A 24022-nucleotide genomic window follows, 5' to 3' on the forward strand; every position below is an offset into this window, starting at 1 on the left:
TGGCTTTCAGCAAATCGCCAACTCTCTGGGGACAGTCCTATAACGTACTCGTTCTCGTCAATGAATTTTTATTCAAGTATTCTGACAGTATTGTTGCATGTTTTTTTTTGAAAGTCAATATTTTTTTTGAAAGATATATTTATATGCGGAAATGTCGAATGTGATATTCGTTGTAGTAAAAGGAATGGTGAATTGTAAAAAGGGAGTAAAATTTTGTAGAGAATTGTAAAGTTTATAGAGAAAGTTGATATTTACAGGAGTAAAGAAGGTATTGTTTGAATTTACAGAGAATAATACATCAATCCACTTGCTGGAAAGAACAAACCAAAAGAGGTGACTGAAATGCTTGCGATGGGAGTATTATTTGGCATTATTGCTATAATTGGTTTTATGTGGTTATATTATTCACGTTCGTTTAAACAAGCAGAAGTTTTACTCTTTCAAAAAGGTAGTTTGTTGACAAATCAGTCTAGATATTTAGTATGTCCGAAGTGTGGAAGTGCACAGGCCAGAAGTGGAGGATATCAAGAGTGTTGCAAAAGTAGATTATGAAAGAAGGAAGCCTCACATTATTTTGTGAGGCTTCCTTCCTTACAATTTCATGGCACTCCAAATTGTCCACCGATCCCTTTCAATTATAGGAGAGGTGTTTTGTAATGCGATCTGGATCTGTTGTAGAAGTTGAGAAAGTTCATGATCTGTTAATTCGTATAGAATGGATCGACCTGTTCGAGGTGATAAATCTTGTAGCAATGCTTCTACAGAATCATGTATTTTTCGTACTTCCCATTGTGTTTGAGTGGGGAACACGTGAAGAAAATATTTTTGTAATTCTTGTTGTATCGTGGTGGTTTTTGGACGTCTTTTTGATTCAATTTCAATAAGTTTTGGAAAGATAGAGAAAAAATATCCACGAATGTGTTCGGGGCTTCCTGGAATTATGCAATCTTCAATAGTTCGGTCTTGTACAATGAGTACACCGTTTTTCTTTAATATACGAGAAGCTTCACGTAGAAATGTAGGAATGTCTTGTAAATGATGAATAACTGCGCGCGAAATAACAATGTCGAATGTATCATTAGGATAGGGGACGCTATGTGCGTCGCCGTGAATGAATGAAATGTTTGAAAAAGCGCTACAATTTTCTTTTGCAGCTTGTAATATTTCTTTGGAAAAATCCAGCCCAACAACACTTTTTGCTCCCATAAGAGCAAGTTCTTTCGTATAAATTCCGCCACCACAGCCGATATCAATTATTTGCTTGTTTTGTATATTTGTAATACTTTTTATCATTTCTCCCCAAGAAATATGGGCGTTTCGCTGTGCGTATGTGTATTTATTGTTTGCATCGTGAAAATTAATAGACATGAAAAAGACCTCCTTTCAATGCTTAGTATAGCGTATTTTATAGTGTGTCACGTTTTTGTTTTTTGTATGAAGATTATAAGGATTTCTTATTGTAAAGGGAGGATTAAATTGAAAAGGAAATATGTATTGTTAGTACTTGCTATGTTACTAGCATCTTGTAGTCAAACTGAGCCAAAAAAAGAAACAGAAAAAGTAGAAGAGACGGTGAATGAAGTGAAAGAAACAATAGGGGTAACTGTTATACAAAAAAAACATAAAGAGAAAAAATTACAGGAATCAGAAGCGAAGTTAGTAGTAGACATTATGGATAAAGCGGAGAAACAAGAAATAACAGGGAGCTTTGGTGAACCTGAATATGAAATACAAATTAGTAGAGATGGGAAGAAAGAAACGTATTATGCATGGCTAAGAGGAGAAGATAGACGAGGTTGGATACAACATAAGAAAGCTATGTATATGCTGAATAAAAAAGATACGGAAAAGCTTTTGGCTATATTTCCAAATGTTTCAGAACAAACAGAAGATGCGAAGCAGGTAGGTCCTTTAACGGAAGTAACAAAAAAAGATTTGCAGATTACCGCGTTTCATATTAAAGCAGGAGATCAAAAAGTGAATTATACGGTACGGTATACGATTTCACAATCACTATACAACAAGTTAGAGAAGGAACAAGAATATTATTTGCAAGTCATTTATCCGGAAAAAGTTCAAAAATTAATTGGAGCAAAAGAGAGTGAAGAAATTTCAGGTGAGAAGGTAAAGGAAGGGTATAAACAGTATGAATTACATGCTACTGTTCCGGTAAAAGGTGCTTCAGAATCACAATTAAATTCATTAGAAACATATTATGAAAATTATGATTTAAAAATATTAAATAGTAAAAAAGAAAAAATAGGTGTTTTTCAAAATATCATTCAAATTGTTAAAGAGTATGGTGAAAAAATGGATTTACAAAGATAAAGTGAAACTTTAATTAACCCTTATGGATTGGGATGTATGTGAATTCGTAAAGTCTATATGACCTTTCCTAGGAAATGATAATAGAGAGGGGAAAATCCCCTCTCTATTATTTTACTTTTGCAGATGGCTCATTCATTGATTTTCGTGTAATAAGAAAAGAAATCATAAGAGCGGAAAGGATGATAAGGGCAATAAATACGTGATTGGGCAACAAATCTAATAATAATACGTAACTAACGGTATAAAAAATAAGAGTTGAAGCTAAAAACGATAGAGCGCCTATTATGAGAGATTGTAAATTCATTTGCGAACACCTCCTTTTATTTATATTTTTGGCTAAAAATGGATTAATTAAACATTGTTTCTAACAATAGAAAAAAATATGTCATAATAGAGAAAAGAATAGTTTTGATTAATTAATATGATTCATTCATGAGAGATAAAGGAGAGGAATATGAAAAATAATAAAAAAGGATTATGGGGAATTATTGTTGCAATAGGGCTATTTTTACTTTCTAAGTTAAAGTGGGTATTTGCAATTTTTAAACTAGCAAAGTTTTCAACGGTATTTAGTATGTTTCTATCACTTGGTGCATACGCAGTTATATATGGTTGGAAATTTGGGGTGGCGCTCATTTATTTGTTGTTTATTCATGAAATGGGCCATCTATGGGCTGCGAAAAGAAAAGGTATACCAACATCGCCAGCAATATTTATTCCATTTATGGGTGCTCTTATTGGGATGAAAGAGATGCCGAAAAATGCAAAAGATGAAGCTTATATCGCTTATATGGGACCTCTTTTCGGATTGTTATCATTTTTACCTGCAATCCCACTTTATATAATAACGAAAGAGCCATTTTGGGCATTAATTATTTTACTTGGAAGTATGATTAACTTCTTTAACTTGATTCCAGTTTCTCCATTGGATGGTGGAAGAATTATTTCAGTTGTAAGTACAAAGATTTGGGGAGCGGGCCTTATTGTATTGCTCGGTTATTCCATTTACTTTAAAAGTATTTTGGGAGGGTTTATTTTTATTATCGGCTGTATGGAATTATATAGAGTAATAAAGAGAGATGAGCCAATTAAGGAGTTAGGATATAGAATTGATGGAATGAAAGACTATGTTGCAAGGCTTGAAGAGGAGTTAAAAGAAACAGGTGCGGTGCATCGAAATATATATATGATGCAACATGAAATAAATATATTAAGGCAAAAAGAGGGAGAGAAAGAATTAAAAACAGGAGAACTTCAAAAGATTGAGGTGTTAGAGTATCTTTTACCAAAGTTTGAGCCACTTGATTACGTCCCATATGAAGATGAAAAAGAAACCCATACAATTCATATAAGAGAAGCATTTGAAATGTCAGAAAGAAAATTACAGGAATGGGAAGCAGAAAAGAGACAACAGGAAAACTATTACAAAGTGGATACGAAAACGAAATGGACGGTATTTGCTTGTTATATCGGATTAATGGCTATACTCGGTTACGCAGCTTATGAAGGGTATATTGTTTTACAAGAACATTTGCCAACGAGAAATGTATAGAAAAATATTGTCGAAATGATGTGAAAGATTTATACAGGAATTATATTTCTACGAGAGAATGTTACAAGTATAGTCATACATTGTAATATCTTTAGTAGAGAAGGAGTTCTGTATATGAAGAAATTGTTACGTGTATTTGGGATTATTATCGTAATGATCATTGCAAGTTATAGTCTCATGAAAGTGTTGTTACATTATGCGAATAAGCCTGCTGAGGTAAATACAATAGCTCAAGTAGAAGATGTACAAGAAGAGACAAAAGTGCTTGATTTTATTCGTATGACACATGAAAGTTATAATAATTTCTTAAATTATGGTAAAGCAGAGAATTATACAGAAGGGGACTGGAACCAATTTAAACAATGGTTTCAACAACAAGAATCGTCTTTAAAAAGTATACATACAGAAATAAAGAATGAAAAAATAAAACGTGATGTAAATAGAAGCTATGAAATTGTAAAAAAAGGTGTGGAACTTCAAAATATTGAGTATGTAGTTTATGCACACCGTGTATATCATGACTTAGATATTATCGTAAATAAGTATAGAGGTGAAACGAACATCTGGGGGTATACAGAGTTTGGAGATGGGAAAGATATAAGGGTAATTGAACAAGCTATAGAGTCCAAATAATAAGCTAGCTAGAATTCTAGTTGGCTTATTTTCTTTTGCAAGTGCAATGTTCATAGATTATTCACAAAAACACAGTGTTAATAGTGATTAAAATCACAATATGTACTATACAATTCAGTTAAACTAAAAACAGTTAAGGAAATAGAGGAGTGGGATACAATGTTAAGTGAAAAAACAATTGAAATCGTAAAGTCAACAGTACCATTATTACAAGAAAAAGGCGTTGAAATTACAACGAGATTTTATGAAATTTTATTTTCGGAACATCCGGAGTTATTGAATATTTTCAACCATACAAATCAGAAAAAGGGAAGACAACAACAAGCGTTAGCGAATGCTGTTTATGCAGCTGCAACGTATATTGATAATTTAGAAGTTATTATTCCGGTTGTAAAACAAATTGGTCATAAGCATAGAAGTTTAGGTATTAAAGCAGAGCATTATCCGATTGTAGGTACATGTTTACTACGTGCAATTAAAGAGGTCGCAGGTGCACCTGATGAAGTGTTAAACGCATGGGGAGAAGCTTACGGTGTCATCGCTGATGCATTCATTAGCATTGAAGCAGAGATGTATGAAGAAGCGGCACATAAAGAGGGCGGATGGAAAGATTTCCGTAACTTTGTAGTTGTTAAAAAAGTGAAGGAAAGCGATGTTATTACGTCATTTTATTTAAAACCTGAAGATGGAGGGAAAGTTTCTTTATTCATCCCAGGACAATATGTAACGGTTCAAATAAATATCGAAGGTGAAACATATACACATAATCGTCAATATAGCTTATCAGATGCCCCTGGAAAAGAATATTATCGTATTAGTGTAAAGAAAGAAAAAGGTGTAGATACACCGGATGGTAAAGTATCTAACTACTTACATGATCATGTAAAAGAAGGCGATATATTACCAGTAAGTGCACCAGCAGGAGATTTCGTATTAAATATGGATTCAACATTACCAGTTGTACTAATTAGTGGTGGAGTAGGTATTACACCAATGATGAGTATGCTAAATACGTTAATTGAACAAGATTCAAAACGTAATGTATGTTTTGTTCATGCAGCGATAAATAGTAATACACATGCAATGAAAGAACACGTTGAGGCAGTAGATAATGAATACGAACAAGTTAAAGCGTATACTTGCTATTCTGCGCCAACTGAAACAGATTTGGAAATGAAGAACTTTGATAAAGAAGGTTTCATTGAAGCTGAATGGTTACAAACGATTATTCCAACAACTGAAGCAGAGTTTTATTTCTGTGGTCCGGTACCATTTATGAAACATATAAATGCTGCACTAACTAATTTAGGTGTGAAACAAGAGCATATTCATTATGAGTTTTTCGGTCCAGCAGCAAGCTTACAATAGATGAGGTTTGAAATAAGCAAAAAACGAGGTATTATTTTACCTCGTTTTTTAATTGTTCTCGTAACAGCCGATTTACAGTTTCACGGCGTATACCTATGAGTTGACCAATTTCAGTTTGTGTTAATATTTCATATATAGGAATGTCACCTAAATATAGTGTGAACCATTCTTGTAAACGATGAAGACGTTCTTTCGGAGAGACAGTTGTCAATTGATCGATACGTTGCTGCATCATTCTTAATTTTGATTGAAGTTGCATAGCAATATTTGCATATGATGCAGGATTTGCCTGAAGTTGATCGTACCATTCATTACTAATTATAGGTTCAACTTCTGTTTTCATTAAAGCGATTGCTGTACCGTGATATTCCTTCGGTGAAATTAAAGAATGGTGAGGTATCGTTTCACCTGGAACGATAATGTTGAATAAAAATGGTGTTCCATCTTCTTCTATCCGTACTACTTTTAATAAACCTGTTTTTATAAAATATAAAGGACCGTCCTCGCCTTGACGGAATAGTACATCTCCTTTGTGTAGAATCAATGTTAGCCCCCCATTTAAACATTTATATTTCTTTTATTTTAGCGTATATGTATAAAGACAATATGCTTTTAAACAGCAATTTCATTGACGAAATATATGCTATTACAGTAGTATACTATTTAGTGTGTAATAGTACTAGCAATGAATACGCTGTAGGGGGTTTAGTATATTGTTAGATGCGATAAAAATGACGGATATGAGAATTCCGGCGAATGCTATCATTCATGTAGAAGAGATGAAAGGTGGAGTCGTATTATCCGTTGAAGTAGACGGCCAAATTATTTATACGATGGCTTATGATGAAGAAACAGATAGTTATGCTGAATTATATGATCGAAACGATAAGAGGGCGTGCCAAGTACATGAGGATTTTATGGGATGGTCACTTCTTCATTAAAAAAGATGTCAATATGACATCTTTTTTTTATTAAATCGATAGAATATACAAAGAAATGAAATATAAGGATAAAATTTGTAATAAATGATTTTGCATTGTTAGCACTTTGTAACTGCAAGTAAACCATTTTTTCGCTATCATAAAGATAACAGTCGCAGTTATAGGAGTGGTCAACGTGAAGAAAGTACATATTTCCAATTATATGCTATTATCTGTTTGTTTAATTTTATTCGTTCTCTTAGGAGGATTTTTATATTCATGTGTATAAGAAAAAAACGCATTCTAAAAAGAACGCGTTATAGAAAAGAAGTAATAATTAATCTAGTTCCGAGAATAATTAATGTGATACGTAATAAATTAATTACAGCTTTACCACTTAATTTTGTATTAATATAAGCCCCGATTTTTCCGCCAATCCATGCACCAGGAATAAGAATTAATGCGTAAATCCAGCTGACATTTCCAAGAGAGATGTGAGTTGCCGAACTTACAATTGCTGATAGAAATACGATAAACATCGAAGTTGCTACAGCAATGTGTGCTGGGAATGCAAAAAGTAGCATCATTGCTGGAACAAGTAAGGCACCGCCCCCAATTCCAAATAACCCAGATATAAAACCAACTATAAAGGCGATAAAGATAGCGAGAAGCGGTGGAAATTGATAGTGTACAGTGTTTCCTTCGTTATCTGTAAAAGAACGCTTAATTACCGTCATATTTGATAAAGAAAGAGGGTTTAATTTGTCTCGTAACATAAGAAGAATGGAGACGAAAATAAGGAAAATCCCAAAATATAAAGAAAATGTATCTTGGTTTAAAAATTTATTTGCCCACGAGCCGATGATACCACCAGGCCCACTCCCGATAAATAAAATAAGTCCACTTTTGTAATCTACTCGTTTATGTTTCATATAAGTAAGGGTGGAAGATAGTCCTGTAAAAACGACTGTTACCATTGAAGTTCCTACTGCAAGTTGTGGTGATAGACTGTGTAATCCGATTAATAACGGAACAATAATAATTCCGCCACCAAGCCCGACTAGACTCCCGACTGTCCCGGCGATTAACCCGATGAAAAGTAACATGATGTATTCCAAAATTGCCAACTCCTCTATATAACTTATCCACCAATTATTATACACGCTTTTTAATAAGAAAAAGGTATGTTCACAAAAAAGTCGTCTTCCTAGAAAAATAAGGAAGACGACTTTTAATTAAAAGATTAAGTGTAATAAAGAGTAAAATAAAGCAGCTAAAGAAGCTGAAATAGGAAGCGTGATAACCCATGTAATTAACATGCGTTTTGCTGTTCCCCATTTTACACCTTTTACACGATGAGAAGCACCAACCCCTAAAATAGAAGAAGAGATAACGTGCGTCGTACTAACTGGTAAATGAATGAATGTTGCACCGAAAATAACAAGTGATGATGATAAATCGGCAGCTACCCCATTTACAGGACGAATTTTCATAATTTGTCCACCGACAGTTTTAATAATTTTCCATCCACCGACAGAAGTACCAAGACCCATTGCGATTGCACAAGATAATTGTACCCAGAACGGGATGTCGCTAGAAGTATGATAGTTATTGGCCATAAGAGCCATCGTAATGATTCCCATTGCTTTTTGCGCATCGTTTGTACCGTGTGTATAAGCTTGTAATGCGGCAGTGAAGATCTGGAATATACGGAAGTTTTTATTCGTTTTCGTTAAGTTAAAGTTTTTAAAGACGACTTTAAAAATACTGTATACGGTATAACCGATAACAAAAGCGATAATCGGTGAAATGATTAAAGCTTCAAGAATTTTTATGAACCCTTTAAGATTTAATGAGCTAATACCGGCAGCAGCGATAGCTGCACCTGCGATTGAGCCAATAATTGCATGCGAAGAACTACTTGGAATACCGTAGTACCAAGTAATTAAATTCCAAGCTATTGCCGCAAGTAAAGCAGCTAAAATTACAAGAGAACCATTTGGTAAAGCAAATGGATCAACGATATCTTTTGTAATCGTTTTTGCTACACCTGTAAATGTCATCGCACCTAAAAAGTTCATAATAGCTGCCATAATAATTGCATGTCTAGGCTTTAGAGCTTTCGTTGAAACAGCCGTTGCAATAGCGTTTGCTGTATCGTGAAATCCATTGATAAAGTCAAAAGCTAAAGCGCAAATGACTACTAAAACGGTCAGTATCAAGAGTGTATCCATGATCAAACTCCTTACGCGTTCTTCATAATAATTGTTTCTAATACGTTTGCAACGCTTTGGCAGCTATCCGCTACTTCTTCAAGTTCTTCGTAAATCTCTTTGTATTGAATAATCTTAATCGGATCTTTCTCACGAGAGAATAAGTGCTTAATCGCATGACGGCGAATATCATCACATTGTGATTCATAATCCTTAATCTTAATCGCGTTCGTACGAATGTCGACTAACTTCTTTTTAGACAGTAGTTCAACAGAATTCGCAATCTCAATCGCACATTGATTAATTGCTTCAACGAATTTAATCATGTATTCATCAGCTTCTGTAATAGAATACATTTCGAATAGACCAGCACTATGATCTAATCCGTCTAATACATCATCCATACTCATTGCAAGTTGTAGGATGTCCTCACGTTCAATAGGAGTAATAAACGCTTTGTTTAGCTCCATAATGATTTCGTGAATAAATGAGTCACCTTTTGACTCATACTCTTTCATGCGCATAGAAAACTCTTTTAAATCGCTAGCATTTTTAATTTTATACTCCACGAAAAACTGCGCGCCTTCTTTTAAATTTTCGGAAACATTCATTAACATTTCAGAAAATTTATCTTTTTTTGATTTAAAGACCATTATTAGTTACCCCCACAAAAGTAATATATGTAAAATATATTGGCTAGTCAATTCTAACAAAAAACTGTCGTTTTTTAAAACATTTTATCGAAAAGTTTACAAAAACTTAACATAACTCTCATTGTTGTATTAATAATATTAATAATCAATATTGAATATCTTACTTGTAGAATGTCCTTTTCTTGCAAAAAGTATGAATGTAAAAGAAAAGCTTTACACTACAGGAAAGACTACGTTATTATAATAAATTTAAAAGGAGGTATATTCTTCCTTTTGAAAAGAAGAGTGTAAACAAACGAAGGAAGTGAACGAATGAAATTGAAGAACACTCACTTAAAAAAAATGCAGGAGTGGTTCAATAAGAGAAAGAAGCTTCGTAATTCATTAATTGTATTAGGAAGTTTACTTGCTACTCTATTTATTGCTATAAATATAATAATTTCCATTCAAGACATATCTGAATTAAAACAAGCTGTTCCGCAACCGACCTTAATTTATGATGCAAATAATGAAGTTGCGACTAAATTAGCTTCTTCTAAAACAGAAGGTGTTAAAAGGAAAGATATTCCTGATATTATGGTTCAGGCAATTGTTGCAGTAGAAGATAAGGAATTTTTTAATCATCACGGTATTTACTATAGTGGAATTATAAGTGCAGTTTTTAAAAATATTACAGCAGGAGAAGTTGTAGCAGGGGGAAGTACAATTACACAACAACTTGCAAAAAATGTATTTCTAACACAAGACCGCACATACTCTCGAAAAATAAAGGAATATTTTTTAACAAAAAAAATAGAGCGTACGTATACGAAAGATGAAATTATTGAAATGTATATGAACCAAATTTATTTTGGTGAAGGTGCTTGGGGGATAAAAAGGGCAGCTAAATCTTATTTTGATAAAGAGGTAAAAGATTTAACAATTTCAGAAGCTGCAACGATTGCTGGCTTGATTAAAGCACCGTCTGCGTATTCGCCTTATAAAAACTTTAATAAGTCAATTGAAAGACGTAATGTCGTATTAAGTTTAATGAAAGAGCAAGGGTATATTTCTGACGAACAGTATAATAAAGAAAAAGAGAGCGGTCTTGTATTAAAACGTGGTGTGGATGATAAATATAAGGGAAAATACTCTCAATATGTAGACTATATTGTTAGAGAAGCGATGGATAAGTACGAATTAACACAAAATGAAATTTTGGCGGGTGGTTATCGTATTTATACAGAGCTTGATCCGAAAAAACAACAGGCTGTAGAAGATGTTGTGAATAATGATAGTTATTTCAAAGATAGTGGTTCAGACCAACTTATGCAAACGGGTGTAGTTCTTATGAATCCAAAAACAGGTGGTGTACCAGCTTTAGTTGGAGGTAGAGGACCGTATCAGTTTTTACAGTTTAACCATGCAACCCAATTAAAAAGACAACCTGGCTCAACGTTAAAGCCTTTAGCTGTATATGTACCAGCGTTAGAGCAAGGGTATGAAGTATACGATATATTGAAAGATGAACCATTTAATATTAAAGAATATAAACCACAAAATAGCGATCATACTTTTCACGGTGATGTGACAATGTATGAAGCTGTGGCAAAGTCGTACAATGTTTCGGCTGTTTGGCTATTAGAACAGATTGGATTAGATAAAGGATTGAAATCTTTAGAGCGATTTGGTATTCCATTAGTACCAGAAGATCGTACGTATCCGATCGCTTTAGGTGGTATGCATGTAGGGACATCTCCATTTGTAATGGCTCAAGCGTATAGTACATTTGCAAATGATGGTGTTCAAGTGGAAGCCCATGCGATTAGAGAGATACAAAATGCTGAAGGTGAAACGATTGGAAAGTGGTATAAGAAAGAGACACGAGTGACAAGCGAGAAAATTTCTCAAAAGATGACATATTTATTAAAAGGTGTTGTCGAAAAGGGGACGGGCGAAAAGGCGAAAGTTAATAATGTTGATACGGCCGGTAAGACAGGAACTACTCAAATTGTAAATGGACCAAGCACCGGTGCAAAGGATTCATGGTTTGTTGGATACACACCAGATTTAGTAGGTGCGATTTGGGTAGGATATGATAAAACAGATAGTGATCATTATGTTCCAGGCGGGAGTCAAATTACGACGACAATGTTCCGGGATATTATGAGAAAAGCGAATGCTAATCCGACGCAAAAAGCATTCCAGTTATCGCTCATATCTGAGGCTGATTATAAAAAACAATTGAATACAATAGAAGAGGAAAAACGAAGAAAAGAAGAAGAGAAGAGAAGGAAAGAAGAAGAACAACAAAGAAAAAAAGAGCAACAAGAGTGGATTGATAAAGTGAAAGAATGGATTCCTTCATTTTGGTAAAAGAAAGAGGCGGATAACGAAATTCGCCTCTTTTTCGTATGAAAAACAATATGGAACTTTAAATGGTGGAGATTTTCCTCTACTCTTACTAGTTATTACTCGTTAAGTATAATGTTCGTACTGCCAAAGGATTTTGAATCATATGTGACGATTATCTTTCCTTTACTAATAGGTTCGTAAGGTAATTCTTCTTCGTAATTACCATTATTTTCATTGTGGATAGTGAGTATAATTTCATCAATTTCTTTATTTGTATACTGATCTTTAATCGTTTCAGCGATTTGAAGTAATGCTTCGGAATTAGAAGCTTTCGTAATGAGCATTCCTTTTATAACTTTTTTTTCATTATTTGTGGCATTGGAATAAGGGATGTTATTTTGTTTCGTATACAAAAGGTTGTATGGAACGGTTTTTCTCTCTGCTTTTGATATAGTGGAATATTTTAGAGTTAAAAAAAATCCTACACATAAAATAATGCATATCATAAGAGCAAACCAAATGCGTATTAGTGACATAACTCTCATTTTCATCCCTCTTTCATATCTTTGACTTCACTATTTATCATACAAAATGAGGATTAAGATAGAGTAAATTTGAGGTAAAGAAACGTAAAGAAGGAGCACTTATCCTCCCAAATAAGTGCTCCTTTCTATATAAAGAGAGATTTAATGCACGGTTAAACGATACATATTATTGTAAATATGCTTATTGAGTGGAAATTAGTAAATTCGGAATACTGATAGTGTTGCAGTTGTATCACCTGTGTTAGGAATAGAAATAGTATTTGCTGTAGGTTGTACAGAAATTGTTGTACCAGCTTGTAAAGTAACGATTGTAGAGAAAGAAACAGCACTACCGATAACGTTAGTTGAGAAATTACGAGTAGGTGGTTGACCGTTGAATGAAATTCCGAATCCAAACGGTGAAGATCCAGGGAAAGTTGTAGAAGCTGAGAAACTAATATCATATACGCCTGTTTCTAAAATTGTTAAAGTATCTGAAGTGTCGTTAAAAGAGATATTAGTTAATTCGAAAACTTGATTGAATTGGATGTTTGTTCCAGGGGATATAGTTTGTGGATTTGAGTTTCCGATTGCAGCGATCGTTACAGGAATTGGAGTACCCGCTGGTCCAGTTGCGCCCGTAGCACCTTGAGCACCAGCAGGTCCTTGAGCACCCGTAGCACCTTGAGCACCTTGAGGTCCCGTAGCACCCGTAGCACCTTGAGCGCCGGCAGGTCCTTGAGCACCCGTAGCACCTTGAGCGCCAGCAGGTCCTTGAGGTCCCGTAGCACCTTGAGCGCCAGCAGGTCCTTGAGCACCCGTAGCACCTTGAGCGCCAGCAGGTCCTTGAGCACCCGTAGCACCTTGAGCGCCGGCAGGTCCTTGAGCACCCGTAGCACCTTGAGCGCCAACTGGTCCTTGAGCACCCGTAGCACCTTGAGCGCCAGCTGGTCCTTGAATACCTTGAGGTCCTTGAGGTCCCGTAGCACCTGTTGCGCCTCCTCCAAGGCATCCTGATCCGTATTGAACTAGGATAGTTTGGATTTCTGTTATGAGTTTAACTAGTTTGTCGATTGTACAACAATCTACTTTGAATAACTTAGCGATATACAATAAATAATTGAGCAGGCTTTGTAGCTCAACGTACAATGCTCCGCATGAGAAAGGTGTTGTTCTTAAAATAGTTAATAGATTAGCAATAATAGAATTTCCAATTTGTTTTTGTGCTGGAGATAAATCTAAGCAATTGAGGAATTTTTGTAAGTTATTTAGGGCCGCGATTAAGTTATCGATATTATTTTGAGAAGGGTTTTGAAAGACAGCTTGAATAGCTTGGCCAAGAGCTTGAAGAAGTCTAACGAATTCTGTAAGTTCGGACTTAGAAATGTTAATATGACTACAAGCTCTGACTTCGCAACAATCATTCCCATAAAATACTTTTCCTTTATTTTTATTGTTCATCTTTTCATTCCTTTCTTTCATAGAATCAATAGTCATTACTAGATATTAAAATGAAATTTATACTAAATTCGTGATGGACAAACTACCATTTCTAAAAAAATAAGAAATGGGCCCACCTAGCAAAAAAACTAAGTAAGATATAGAGAAGGTTTTATATAATGTAAAGAAAAAAAGTGCAACATAAAAAACTGCATGCCAATTGTTGAGAATGTTGAACAATTGGCATGCAGTTCGTGGGTTATTCCTTTATTCGCATGGATTTAATTTTTCAAGGGCTGTTTTAGGTAAGATTGGAATTGAAATAGTGAAAGTTGTCCCGTTTTCATTACTAGTCATTTTTAATGTACCGTTATGATTTTGCATGATTTTCTTCGTTACTGACAAGCCCAGCCCTGTGCCTGAATCTTTTGTAGAGAAGAATGGATCAAAGATATATTCTTGAATGGCTGTGGGAATACCAATTCCATTATCAGTGAAAGTAATACGGACAAAATTATCTAGGCGATAACTACTGATTTGGATAGAAAGTTTTTTTTCGCCTTGCGCATCGACAGCGTTCTGAAATAAGTTTAAAAAAACTTGCACAAGTTCGTGACGATCGATATGGACTAATATATCATCTAATTCGGTAGAAAAATTATAATCAATTGAAATGTTGTGTAAAAAGACTTCACTAGCTAGTAACTGTTGAATATACTCCCGTAAAAATGTATTAATAGGAAACGGTTCTCTTGTAAATTCACGTGTTTTTGAAATAGATAAAAATTTTGTAATAATACTATTTGCACGATCTAATTCAGGGATAAGTAAGTTTTTAAATAATTCTTTATTAGATGGAGAAACACTTTCTTGTAAAAATTGTAAATAACCCCGTACGGTTGTAAGAGGATTACGTACTTCATGTGCAATACCAGCTGCGATTCGTCCTGCTAATGAAAATTTTTCTGCATCACGTTCTGTGTTTAAATAATGAAAGACACTAATAACTCTAAAAATCTCTCCGTTATAATCACGAATAATGCGGTTATTTATAATGCCATAGTTTTTGTCTAAAACTTCTTCATTATATATTTCTATGCCCGTTCTTAATGTTTCAAGAGCTTTAATTTTTTCTTCTGGTAATTGTAGCAATTGTTGAATTGGTTTTCCAATTATATCATTTCGTACTACACCAAAATCATCTGCTGCAACTTGATTACATAAAGTTATATTTCCTTTACTATCAACAAAGGTTACATGATGTGAAAAAGCATCAAAAATATGAACAAAGTATGTTTCAAGTTGTTCAAATAAAAATAATGAATCGCAAGTAAGTTGAAAATCATCTTCTTTATTTTCTTTTCGTATGTTTTGAATGGAATGAGTCGTTCTCGTTTTCTTTATTTGTAAACCAATATGTGGATTTTTGTATGTGAAATGATGTGGTAATTGTTTTACAAGTTCTTCATAAAAACGTACTTTATTTTCTAGTTCTTCTATTCGTTTTTCATGAGATACAATATCATCGTTTGGAAGCATAAATAAATAACCCCTCAATTTAAAAATTCTTCCATATAGTATATCATATTTTTATACGGACACTCTGAAAGAAGGGACTACTTAATGAAATTGATTAGTCGAAGTGTTCAGGAAGTGAGTAGAATGAATAGAAGATGAAGTGAAAAAGGGAGGGATATATTTGCTTTTCATTGGAGTAACAGGATGGGGAGATCATGATTCTTTATATATAGATCCCTATGAAAATAGAAATAAATTACGAACATATAGTGAGCATTTTCCTATTGTAGAAGTGGATAGTTCATTTTATGCGATGCAACCTGCACGAAATTATACAAAATGGGCAATGGAGACACCGAATGATTTTTCTTTTGTTGTAAAAGCGTATCAAGGGATGACGGGACATATGAAAGGTGAAATTCCTTTTTCTACGTTTGATGAAATGTTTGATGTGTATAAACAATCCATTCTTCCTTTAATAGAAGCTAGTAAATTAAAAACGATTTTATTTCAATATCCACCATGGTTTGATTGTAAAAAGAAAAATGTAGATTTTCTTCGATATACGAAAGAAAAAATGGAAGGTTTGCCATGTGCCATAGAATTTCGGAACCAAACATGGTTTTATCCGGAAATGAGAGATAAGACGCTACAGTTTTTGGAACAAGAGAAATGGATTCATACCATTTGTGATGAGCCGCAGGCCGGAATAGGTTCAGTACCGCTCGTATTAGAAGTAACGAATGCAGATATGGTGTTAATACGTTTTCATGGCCGAAATGTTCATGGTTGGCTTGATAAAGGAGAAAATTGGAGAGCGGTTCGTTGCTTATATCGCTACAACAATAAAGAATTAGAAGAATGGGTAGAAAGATTAGAGCAATTAAAAAAGAAGACAAAGAACATATATGTACTATTTAACAACAATTCAGGCGGAGATGCAGCGGATAATGCGAAACAGCTTATGAAAATGATGAACATTACATATGGTGAGCCGAAGCCCGAGCAATTAAATTTGTTTGAATGATAATAAATAAGAAAGGCACTGTACAAACAGGGGGAATGTACAGTGCCTTTCTATATGAAAAAGAGGGGTAACAATGTTACTGAGCGTTTGGTTGATTCATCAATTGTTGGCTTCGTAATAAATGATAATGGTTATCATTATCATTGTCAATGGTTTTCCGGAAAATAAATAAAAAACTTTTTATGAGACATTAACGGTAGGGAGATTCCAAATAAAAGGTTTGGATGAAGCGAGGAAGTTTTTATCAGAGATCTTTTGATAAAGTACAAAAAAGAACAGCAATTAATGCTGTTCTTTTCCAGTGACGAATTGTTGTAAATCAAAAGGAGTTATCGCTTGGATAAACTCTTTTGAGATAAGTGTTTGAACTAGAGTACTCTCAGAAATAGAAGCACCTGTTTTCTTTTCATAAGCTTGTTTTAATAAATCAAGTTTTTCAGCCGTTTCTTTCGGTAATTCAATTGTTAATGTGTTCATAATTTCTCCCCCTTACTATTAGAGTACCACTACAATATAGGAGAGACAAGGGAAGAGAATGTGAAACATAAAAAAGGTTACCATTTATAAAATGGTAACCTTTTTTATGTATAAGAGTTATTAAGCAATACCGATATACTTTAAAGTTTTTGATGGAGTACTATGATCAAAGAAGTGTTGTAAAAATGCGATGTCAACACCTGATTTGTATGCACAATATCCCCAAGTTTTTCGAAGTGTATGTGAGCTAATCCCTTCTAATCCAACTTCTTTTGCAGCTTTGTTTAAAATGTACCATGCATGTTGTCTCGTAATAGATTTTGTTCCTTTTTGAGACTTTAATAATGGTTCATTACGTTTCCAAGTTTTACGTTCTTTCATGTAGTCTTCGATTGCGTGCTGTAAGTCTTCATTAACAGCAAACCATTTATGTTTCTTTACTTTTTCATTGTAAAATAAAATGGAATGGCGAACATTTTCATTTTCATCAATTACATCACTAACTTTTAATTGTAAGATTTCACTTACTTTTAAGCCAGAATTTACAGCTAATACGAATAATAAGCCATCACGTTTCGAAGATTGTAAAAGTATATTTTTGATAGTTTCTAATTGTTTTTCATTTTGAATAGGTTGTCCTGCTTGTTTCATTTCACGCACTCTCCTCTTTTATATGTGTAAAGGAAAGGATTAACTTGTTTCTTACTATAAAGGGAGAGTGTGAATTTCATGTGAACTCCTAGTGAAATTAAGACAAATTATTTGACTTCTTTTACTTTTTGTAAATTAAAGTAGAATACAACACTATTAGTTGTGTTATATACACCGTACTCCGCATGGTGAAGGTCTAAAATGTTTTTTACAATTGATAATCCGAGACCAGTACCACCAGTATGACGGCTACGAGATGCATCTAAACGGTAGAAACGATCCCAAATTTTTTCAAGACTTTCTTCTGGGATAGGGTTTCCTGTGTTTTCGATTTGTATTTTTACTGTATCTTCCATTGCTATAACGGAAACTTGTATTTTTTCTCCTTCTGGCGTATAGCGAATGGCATTGCTAAGTAAGTTCACAACCACTTGCTCAATACGACTACGATTCGCTTGAACAAATATAGAAGAGTCTACATCTATATTCACTTGTAAATGCTTTTCTTCCATGCTAAATAATAACTTTGTATAGACTTGTTGAATTAGTTCACCGATTGAGAATGTCGTCATATCTAGCTTGTACGTACCTGATTCTAATTTTGCTAATTCTAACATTTCAACAATAAGTCTGTTCATGTTTTCGGTTTCTTCTAAAATAACATCTGTGTAATACGTCGTATCTTTACTAACACCATCTTTAATTCCTTCTGCGAAACTTCTAATTACACTAAGTGGTGTTTTTAATTCGTGTGATACACCAGAAATGAATTCTTTTCGCGTTTTCTCTAATTGACGTTCACGTTCAATATCTTGTTGTAATTTTGTATTGGCAACATTTAATCGATCAATTCGGTCTTTTAAGTTTACAGATAATGTATTAATACTACCGGAAAGCCCACCAATCTCATCGTCTGCTGTCACAGGTAACTTCTCGCTAAAATCAAAATTGGCCATTTTTTTTGTAACGCGATTAATTTTAATTAATGGTTTCACAATGATTTTTGAGTAGTAGAAGGATAACAAAATAATAACGAGAAATACGATGATTAAGGCATAGACATAATAATCCTTTAAAACGAGCATTGCTTCATTAACAGGCTGTAAAGATGCTATCGCAAAAGCGTATTCTGTAATTTTTCCGTCTTCCATAATAGGTTTTACAAAGATACTATTCTTTATATTCTCTCCGCCATCTATTATATAAGTGTTTAATTGGTGCGAGTTAGCAGTGCCATTTCTAATAATGTCTGCAAAATATTGAACGGCTTGTAATGTTTCAAAATCATTTGCAAGCCGAACCTCGGCTTTTGATGGGAGCTGTAATTTAGATATAATACCAGTAAACTCAATTTGAGTTACAGTTTTGGAGCGGTTTGTAAGTCTATTTTTGGAAGAGTTGCCATTAATGGATTGAAAATCTGAAGTGACACGTTCGTTTTGCCATCTATTATAATTTGTTGTCAATTCTAGTGGTGTTATTGTTTTCCCTCGTACCAAACCGACAACGTTTATCATGCCATCTTTTTTCAATCCTAAGTTTTCGAATTTCTTATATTCTTCAGGCGTTAAAAGATTATTGAGTGGAATGAAATATGTTTCATTATTTTTAGGATTAATTACATCAATGTAGTAATTGCTGTCACTTTTAATAATGCCCTCAGAATTTAAAAATTGCATATCAGCATTTGTTTTATCATGAAATTCTTGTTTTAGTTTTCTTATTTCCTCAGGATCTTTTTCGCTTTTTTCATAATTAGCTACGAATTTTTCAAAAGCAGTTTGAACTGTTTTTACTTTTTTATTAATATAAAATTTCTCTAAAAATAGAGATTGTCCTAAGAAAAAAAGGAGGAATATGATTGTAAATAATGTCGATGTTAATAAAAATAGTTTAAAGACGATACTTCTGTTTTTCACTGCGTCACCTCTTGTGAGAAATACTGTAAATGATTTCTTTATTATAACAAACGGTACAAAAAAGTAGAGGAGAAAATCTGTCTCTTCCGAAAGTAGTTTTTAATAAAAAGTCACATAAAAAGAACTCGACAGACGTATGACGAGTTCTTTAATGTATTATTATTGAATCGCTGCATCTAAAGCGATTTCAATCATTTCGTTAAATGTAGTTTGACGTTCTTCAGATGTTGTTTCTTCACCAGTGAAGATGTGATCGCTTACTGTTAATACAGATAACGCATTTACACCGTATTTCGCTGCTAAAGTGTAAAGAGCAGTTGTTTCCATTTCTACTGCTAGTACACCGTAATCTCCAAGTTTTTTAACCATGTCCATGCTTTCGCGGTAAAATACATCTGCTGTTAAAACATTACCAACACGAACATGTAAGCCTTTTTCAGTTCCAGCATCGTAAGCTTTCTTTAAAAGATCAAAGTTTGCAGCTGGTGCAAAATCGAAACCTGGGAATGTTAAACGGTTCATATTAGAATCTGTACAAGCTGTCATTGCAATAATAACGTCACGTACTTTTACGTCTTTTTGAATCGCACCGCAAGTTCCAACGCGAATTAAATTTTTAACTCCGTAGCTTTGGATTAATTCGTTTACATAAATAGAAATAGAAGGAACACCCATACCTGTACCTTGAACAGATACACGTTTTCCTTTATAAGTTCCAGTGAAACCTAACATGCCACGAACGTTATTATAGCATGTAACGTCCTCTAGAAATGTTTCAGCGATATATTTTGCACGTAATGGATCACCAGGTAATAGAATAGATTCAGCGATTTCGCCTTGTTTTGCTTCAATATGTACACTCATGAAAAGTCCTCCTTATAATGTATTGATAGAAATCAATATCATTTGCATTATACACTACGAATCCTTTCAATTAAAATCTTTTTATTATTTGTAATATGTGCAAAACAGGAGGATTTCATAAATAACAATCTAGAATATATAAGTAAGAAGTTTTGTATGAACAGAGACAATAAAAATGGTAGGTGATGTCTTGAAAAATCTTGTCATTGGATTTGTTGCTTTGTTATTTATTGTAGTAGGAGGATTTTACATAAAAAAGTATCAAGCAACTACAGAGACTGTAGGTAATATTCAGGAAGTAAAATGGGATGTGTCATACGGAAAAGGAAATGAGAAAGTAGATATTTCGTTTCAATTACTAAATAATAAAAATAACGAAGTTCGAGGTGTAAATGATCAAATTCGGGCAGTTATTGTGGACGGGCAATTAAAGCATATACAACAAATGAAGCCTACATTTGCAGGGAATGGATCATATAAAGTATCTTCCAAAATAGCGAAAGATGAAAGATATACAATGTTTTTATATGAAGATAAAAATAAGTCGGTAAAATCATTTGCAAAGAAAGATTTGGGGAGAGAAGTCGAGGAGAAAAATAAGAAAAAAGTAAAATTTCCAATCGATAGTGTACTTACAAAAAAAATAGGGGAGTATGAAGTTTCTCTTTTATTTGGTGCATTGCATCCAAATGAACCAGCGACATTAACGTTTCAATTCCAAGCGAAAAAGGGTGAAAAATTGAAGTTACATGCAGAGAGAGGAGAAGTGGAGGCGCTCTATATCGTGGACGAAACGAGAGAAAATTTTTTATACGCAATACCTGTTGATACAGATGAGCAAGTACAATATCGCATTACATTTCCTGCTGAAGGAACGTATAAAATATGGGGAGATTTCTATATAAATGGTAAGAAATATGAAAAAGAATTTATTGTACAAGTTCAAAAAAGAAAAAACAGCTAAATGTTTAGCCGTTTTTTCTTTTTCCTATTAATTTTGTTACAGAGAGCATTGTAATTGGTAAAGAATGATTCTTTCTAAATGCTAAATATTTACCGCTCCATGCTGGTTTGTATTTTTCTTTAAAATGTCGTAACCCGCTGAAACTATACGTATAACGAACATTATTAAAGATGGCAGCAGCAACTCGTTCAGACCAGAAAGACTGTGTCGATAAACCTACATTTGAAAGTGGTGCCATACCGATATTAAAGGAATGGTATTCATTTTCTTTTGCCCACTGGAATAGGTGGATGAAAATTGCATCCATAATGCCGCTCGGTGCATCTGGATAATATCGCATTAAATCAACAGACAACGATCCGTCTTGATATACGGGCATAAAAGTTGTAAATGCGATGATTTTTCCATCCGTATCAGATAATGTAGCAATAGGTGCGCGGCTGATATATTCACGGTCAAAGTATCCGAGTGAAAAACCTTTCTCTTTTTTTCCGCCGAGCCACGCATCTGAAACTTTTCTTAACTCTTCAAATAACTCGTTTGAGAACGGTGGCTGGTGAATAGAGAATGTATAGCCTTCTCGTTCGAAACGGTTGAAAGTCGCTCGCATACCGGCCCGTTTTTTCCCCGTTATTGTAAATGTATTCAAATCAACGACAGCTTCTTCGCCAAGCTTAAAGAAGTTGTAACCAAAATCATGATATAAACTCATCCATTTACTTTCGATTTGGTAGAATACACAAATGTATCCAAATCGATCAGCCTCAGCTAAAAACTCTTGTAACACAGTGCGGTAGGAGGAAGGATCCCCAATTGGATCACCTAGCACAACGAGACGTTTTCCAGTTATAGAGAAGAGAAGGAGCGCTTTCCCATCACTACTGAAGAAGAATTGTTTATCTCCTAAAAATCCTAAATGACTAAGTACATTTCCATCATGTTCATCTAAAAAGTTTTGCAATCTTTTATCATTAGCTGGTTGCCCGGGAAATTCATTTCGATAACGATTGGCAATGAGTGAGCCGATCAGTAAAAATGTAGGAACGAAAAAGGCAGCTGCTAATGCACTTCGTTTCACTTGCGTAATATTGCGAACGACAAAATCAGGTTTAAAAGCTTCTTTTGCACCTGCAAATAAAATACCTAAGTTTTTATATAAATATAAAGTTATGAGCAAGAATATAAAAACTTTTACCATATCAGAAAGGGAGACTTCCATTTTCTCACGTACAAATCTTTTACGAAGCATATATAATACAGCAAGTACGATTAATAAAATAAACGTCTCTTCAATATCAATCCCTTTTAGCGTATTAAAGATGGCTGCTCCGATTAAAGAAATAATCGTCATATAGTAAGAACGCTTTGTTCCATAATATATGCCTCGTGAAAGAATCAGGAGGAGAATACCGAATGTTAGTGATAAGCTAAAAGAAAATTGAATAAGATACTTTGGAGCTAGAATATGTAAGGCGTGTGCTCTGTTTATACTTGTCGGTAGAATGGTCGATAAAATAACCATTAATCCAGCAAATACTGTTAAAGCAGCAGATGCCCATGAACCTAGTTTTCCTAGAAAATCACGTTGCAAAGTCCATATAACACCAGTTGTTTCTAATGCAGGCGCAATAAAAGGTTTATCTTCAAACTTTTTAATGGCCACGCCTGTCATTTCAAAAGCTGCAAAAATAAGACCAAGGCAGAAAGGTAAAATGTAATAGACGAGGCGATATAATAACATAGCAGGTAGTAATACGCCTGTATCAATGCCATACTGTCCGAGTCCAGTTAAAAAGACGAGATCAAATGAACCAAGTCCACCAGGCACAAGACTAACAACACCAGCTAAAGCAGCAATGACATACACACCTAAAAACTTTTGAAATTCGATATCGATGCCAAATAATATTAGTATGACGTACATAACAATACCGGCAGATACCCACTCAACTAATGAAACTAATGAGTATAAAACAGTTGGATTTTTCTCTTCTCCTTCTTCTCCTTCAGTTTGCTTTGGTTTTCTATTTTTTAGTTTAGAAAAGCCAATATATATAGGGACGAAAAGGGCGAAGAAGATAAGAACAGGCCATAGCCACGGTTTTTCATGCAAAATAAAACTAGTGTCTAATATTCCAATAAGGCCGAGGAATGAAAGGATGGCTAATCCGTTAATAAAAGCAGTTGTCATCCAAGCAATACTTTTAATAAGTTTGCCATTTTCTTTTATGTATGGACGATAAAGCATTGTGCGTACACCAGCTCCAACGAGACCACCAAATCCAATAAATCCATTTAAAGTATTAGCAATCCATGAGATGCGAAAAATCTTTTGGACGGGTATATCAGCTTTTAAATAACGAAGCATAACATAGTCATAAAAGAACATTGTTGATACAGCAAACGCACCAAGTGTAATTGCTAAAAAGACTCCTCCGGTTGGAATGTTTTTAATTGTATTGATTGCTTCTAAAAAAGAAATGCCTGCTAATTCTTTTTTTGCTTGAAAGAATACAATTGTTAATACAACAAATGGGAATATAATTTTCCCGATTTGTAAGAAACGTTTCCATGAAAACGACATAAATACAACTCTCCTTGTATAAGAAAACTGAGACAATAATATTATTATGACAA

At 34.0% G+C, this 24022-nt stretch carries 23 protein-coding genes and 1 other annotated feature (1 of these 24 cut by a window edge); of the genes, 9 read left to right on the forward strand and 14 right to left on the reverse strand.

Annotated elements, in window-relative coordinates:
• Positions 1-70, reverse strand: a binding site (T-box leader); it reaches 188 nt to the left of the window's first position.
• A gap of 272 nt (positions 71-342) precedes the next feature.
• Positions 343-552: a hypothetical protein gene (locus VF726_RS01640; RefSeq protein WP_088095727.1), complete on the forward strand. Its 210-nt coding sequence runs from the start codon at positions 343-345 to the stop codon at positions 550-552.
• Positions 553-591: 39 nt separating this feature from the next.
• Here the strand turns inward: VF726_RS01640 and VF726_RS01645 are convergent, their stop codons facing one another.
• Positions 592-1368, reverse strand: a complete 777-nt coding sequence (locus VF726_RS01645; RefSeq protein ID WP_440165374.1) for a class I SAM-dependent methyltransferase — start codon at positions 1366-1368, stop codon at positions 592-594.
• 108 nt (positions 1369-1476) lie between these two features.
• On the opposite strand from VF726_RS01645, the gene VF726_RS01650 reads away from it, so the two are divergent.
• Positions 1477-2328: a hypothetical protein gene (locus VF726_RS01650; protein ID WP_440165377.1), complete on the forward strand. Its 852-nt coding sequence runs from the start codon at positions 1477-1479 to the stop codon at positions 2326-2328.
• Between the two features lie 106 nt (positions 2329-2434).
• Here the strand turns inward: VF726_RS01650 and VF726_RS01655 are convergent, their stop codons facing one another.
• Positions 2435-2632 (reverse strand): hypothetical protein, encoded by a 198-nt coding sequence (locus VF726_RS01655; RefSeq protein WP_001053354.1) that lies wholly within the window; start codon positions 2630-2632, stop codon positions 2435-2437.
• 150 nt (positions 2633-2782) lie between these two features.
• On the opposite strand from VF726_RS01655, the gene VF726_RS01660 reads away from it, so the two are divergent.
• From VF726_RS01660 to hmpA, 3 genes are all read left to right on the forward strand, one after another.
• Positions 2783-3880 carry a site-2 protease family protein gene (locus VF726_RS01660; protein ID WP_440165379.1) on the forward strand — a complete coding sequence of 366 codons (1098 nt, stop codon included), beginning with the start codon at positions 2783-2785 and terminating at the stop codon, positions 3878-3880.
• A 114-nt stretch (positions 3881-3994) separates the two neighbouring features.
• Positions 3995-4513, forward strand: coding sequence for a hypothetical protein (locus tag VF726_RS01665; protein WP_440165381.1), 519 nt, complete (start codon positions 3995-3997; stop codon positions 4511-4513).
• Positions 4514-4672: 159 nt separating this feature from the next.
• Positions 4673-5881 carry an NO-inducible flavohemoprotein gene (gene hmpA, locus VF726_RS01670; protein ID WP_440165383.1) on the forward strand — a complete coding sequence of 403 codons (1209 nt, stop codon included), beginning with the start codon at positions 4673-4675 and terminating at the stop codon, positions 5879-5881.
• A 31-nt stretch (positions 5882-5912) separates the two neighbouring features.
• Here the strand turns inward: hmpA and VF726_RS01675 are convergent, their stop codons facing one another.
• Entirely contained in the window at positions 5913-6425 is a 513-nt protein-coding gene (locus tag VF726_RS01675) for a Crp/Fnr family transcriptional regulator (RefSeq protein WP_440165385.1), read from the reverse strand.
• A gap of 169 nt (positions 6426-6594) precedes the next feature.
• On the opposite strand from VF726_RS01675, the gene VF726_RS01680 reads away from it, so the two are divergent.
• Positions 6595-6822 carry a hypothetical protein gene (locus VF726_RS01680; protein WP_000882907.1) on the forward strand — a complete coding sequence of 76 codons (228 nt, stop codon included), beginning with the start codon at positions 6595-6597 and terminating at the stop codon, positions 6820-6822.
• A gap of 296 nt (positions 6823-7118) precedes the next feature.
• Here VF726_RS01680 and VF726_RS01685 read toward each other — a convergent pair whose 3' ends face one another.
• The 3 genes from VF726_RS01685 to VF726_RS01695 all read right to left on the reverse strand — a co-directional run bounded on the left by VF726_RS01685 (position 7119) and on the right by VF726_RS01695 (position 9667).
• A complete protein-coding gene (locus VF726_RS01685; protein WP_000455763.1) occupies positions 7119-7919 on the reverse strand; it encodes a sulfite exporter TauE/SafE family protein in 801 nt (266 codons plus the stop codon).
• Positions 7920-8036: 117 nt separating this feature from the next.
• Positions 8037-9035 (reverse strand): inorganic phosphate transporter, encoded by a 999-nt coding sequence (locus VF726_RS01690; RefSeq protein WP_429604986.1) that lies wholly within the window; start codon positions 9033-9035, stop codon positions 8037-8039.
• Between the two features lie 11 nt (positions 9036-9046).
• A complete protein-coding gene (locus VF726_RS01695) occupies positions 9047-9667 on the reverse strand; it encodes a DUF47 domain-containing protein (RefSeq protein WP_000231446.1) in 621 nt (206 codons plus the stop codon).
• A 312-nt stretch (positions 9668-9979) separates the two neighbouring features.
• Between VF726_RS01695 and VF726_RS01700 the strand changes: the two genes are divergently transcribed.
• The gene (locus tag VF726_RS01700) at positions 9980-12022 is read left to right on the forward strand and encodes a transglycosylase domain-containing protein (RefSeq protein ID WP_440165389.1); all 2043 of its coding nucleotides are present in this window, start codon (positions 9980-9982) and stop codon (positions 12020-12022) included.
• 95 nt (positions 12023-12117) lie between these two features.
• Here the strand turns inward: VF726_RS01700 and VF726_RS01705 are convergent, their stop codons facing one another.
• The 3 genes from VF726_RS01705 to VF726_RS01715 all read right to left on the reverse strand — a co-directional run bounded on the left by VF726_RS01705 (position 12118) and on the right by VF726_RS01715 (position 15504).
• Positions 12118-12546, reverse strand: coding sequence for a hypothetical protein (locus VF726_RS01705; RefSeq protein WP_440025217.1), 429 nt, complete (start codon positions 12544-12546; stop codon positions 12118-12120).
• Positions 12547-12741: 195 nt separating this feature from the next.
• On the reverse strand, positions 12742-13986 hold the full coding sequence (locus VF726_RS01710) for a Gly-Xaa-Xaa repeat protein (protein ID WP_440165391.1): 1245 nt from the start codon (positions 13984-13986) through the stop codon (positions 12742-12744).
• 246 nt (positions 13987-14232) lie between these two features.
• A complete protein-coding gene (locus tag VF726_RS01715) occupies positions 14233-15504 on the reverse strand; it encodes an ATP-binding protein (RefSeq protein ID WP_440025216.1) in 1272 nt (423 codons plus the stop codon).
• 160 nt (positions 15505-15664) lie between these two features.
• Between VF726_RS01715 and VF726_RS01720 the strand changes: the two genes are divergently transcribed.
• Positions 15665-16510: a DUF72 domain-containing protein gene (locus VF726_RS01720; protein WP_440025215.1), complete on the forward strand. Its 846-nt coding sequence runs from the start codon at positions 15665-15667 to the stop codon at positions 16508-16510.
• A 282-nt stretch (positions 16511-16792) separates the two neighbouring features.
• Here the strand turns inward: VF726_RS01720 and VF726_RS01725 are convergent, their stop codons facing one another.
• From VF726_RS01725 to deoD, 4 genes are all read right to left on the reverse strand, one after another.
• Positions 16793-16987 carry a DUF3924 domain-containing protein gene (locus VF726_RS01725; RefSeq protein ID WP_001094861.1) on the reverse strand — a complete coding sequence of 65 codons (195 nt, stop codon included), beginning with the start codon at positions 16985-16987 and terminating at the stop codon, positions 16793-16795.
• A gap of 120 nt (positions 16988-17107) precedes the next feature.
• Entirely contained in the window at positions 17108-17638 is a 531-nt protein-coding gene (locus VF726_RS01730) for a tyrosine-type recombinase/integrase (RefSeq protein WP_000806236.1), read from the reverse strand.
• A gap of 107 nt (positions 17639-17745) precedes the next feature.
• The gene (locus VF726_RS01735; protein WP_440165395.1) at positions 17746-19557 is read right to left on the reverse strand and encodes an ATP-binding protein; all 1812 of its coding nucleotides are present in this window, start codon (positions 19555-19557) and stop codon (positions 17746-17748) included.
• Positions 19558-19716: 159 nt separating this feature from the next.
• A complete protein-coding gene (gene deoD / locus VF726_RS01740) occupies positions 19717-20421 on the reverse strand; it encodes a purine-nucleoside phosphorylase (RefSeq protein WP_002149423.1) in 705 nt (234 codons plus the stop codon).
• Between the two features lie 175 nt (positions 20422-20596).
• Between deoD and VF726_RS01745 the strand changes: the two genes are divergently transcribed.
• Complete coding sequence (locus VF726_RS01745; protein ID WP_440165398.1) at positions 20597-21385, forward strand: hypothetical protein; 789 nt, start codon at positions 20597-20599, stop codon at positions 21383-21385.
• Positions 21386-21389: 4 nt separating this feature from the next.
• Here VF726_RS01745 and mprF read toward each other — a convergent pair whose 3' ends face one another.
• Positions 21390-23969: a bifunctional lysylphosphatidylglycerol flippase/synthetase MprF gene (gene mprF, locus VF726_RS01750; RefSeq protein WP_440165400.1), complete on the reverse strand. Its 2580-nt coding sequence runs from the start codon at positions 23967-23969 to the stop codon at positions 21390-21392.
• Positions 23970-24022: the final 53 nt, after the last annotated feature.

Source organism: Bacillus sp. Brlt_9, from assembly GCF_051948935.1.
GTDB lineage: Bacteria > Bacillota > Bacilli > Bacillales > Bacillaceae_G > Bacillus_A.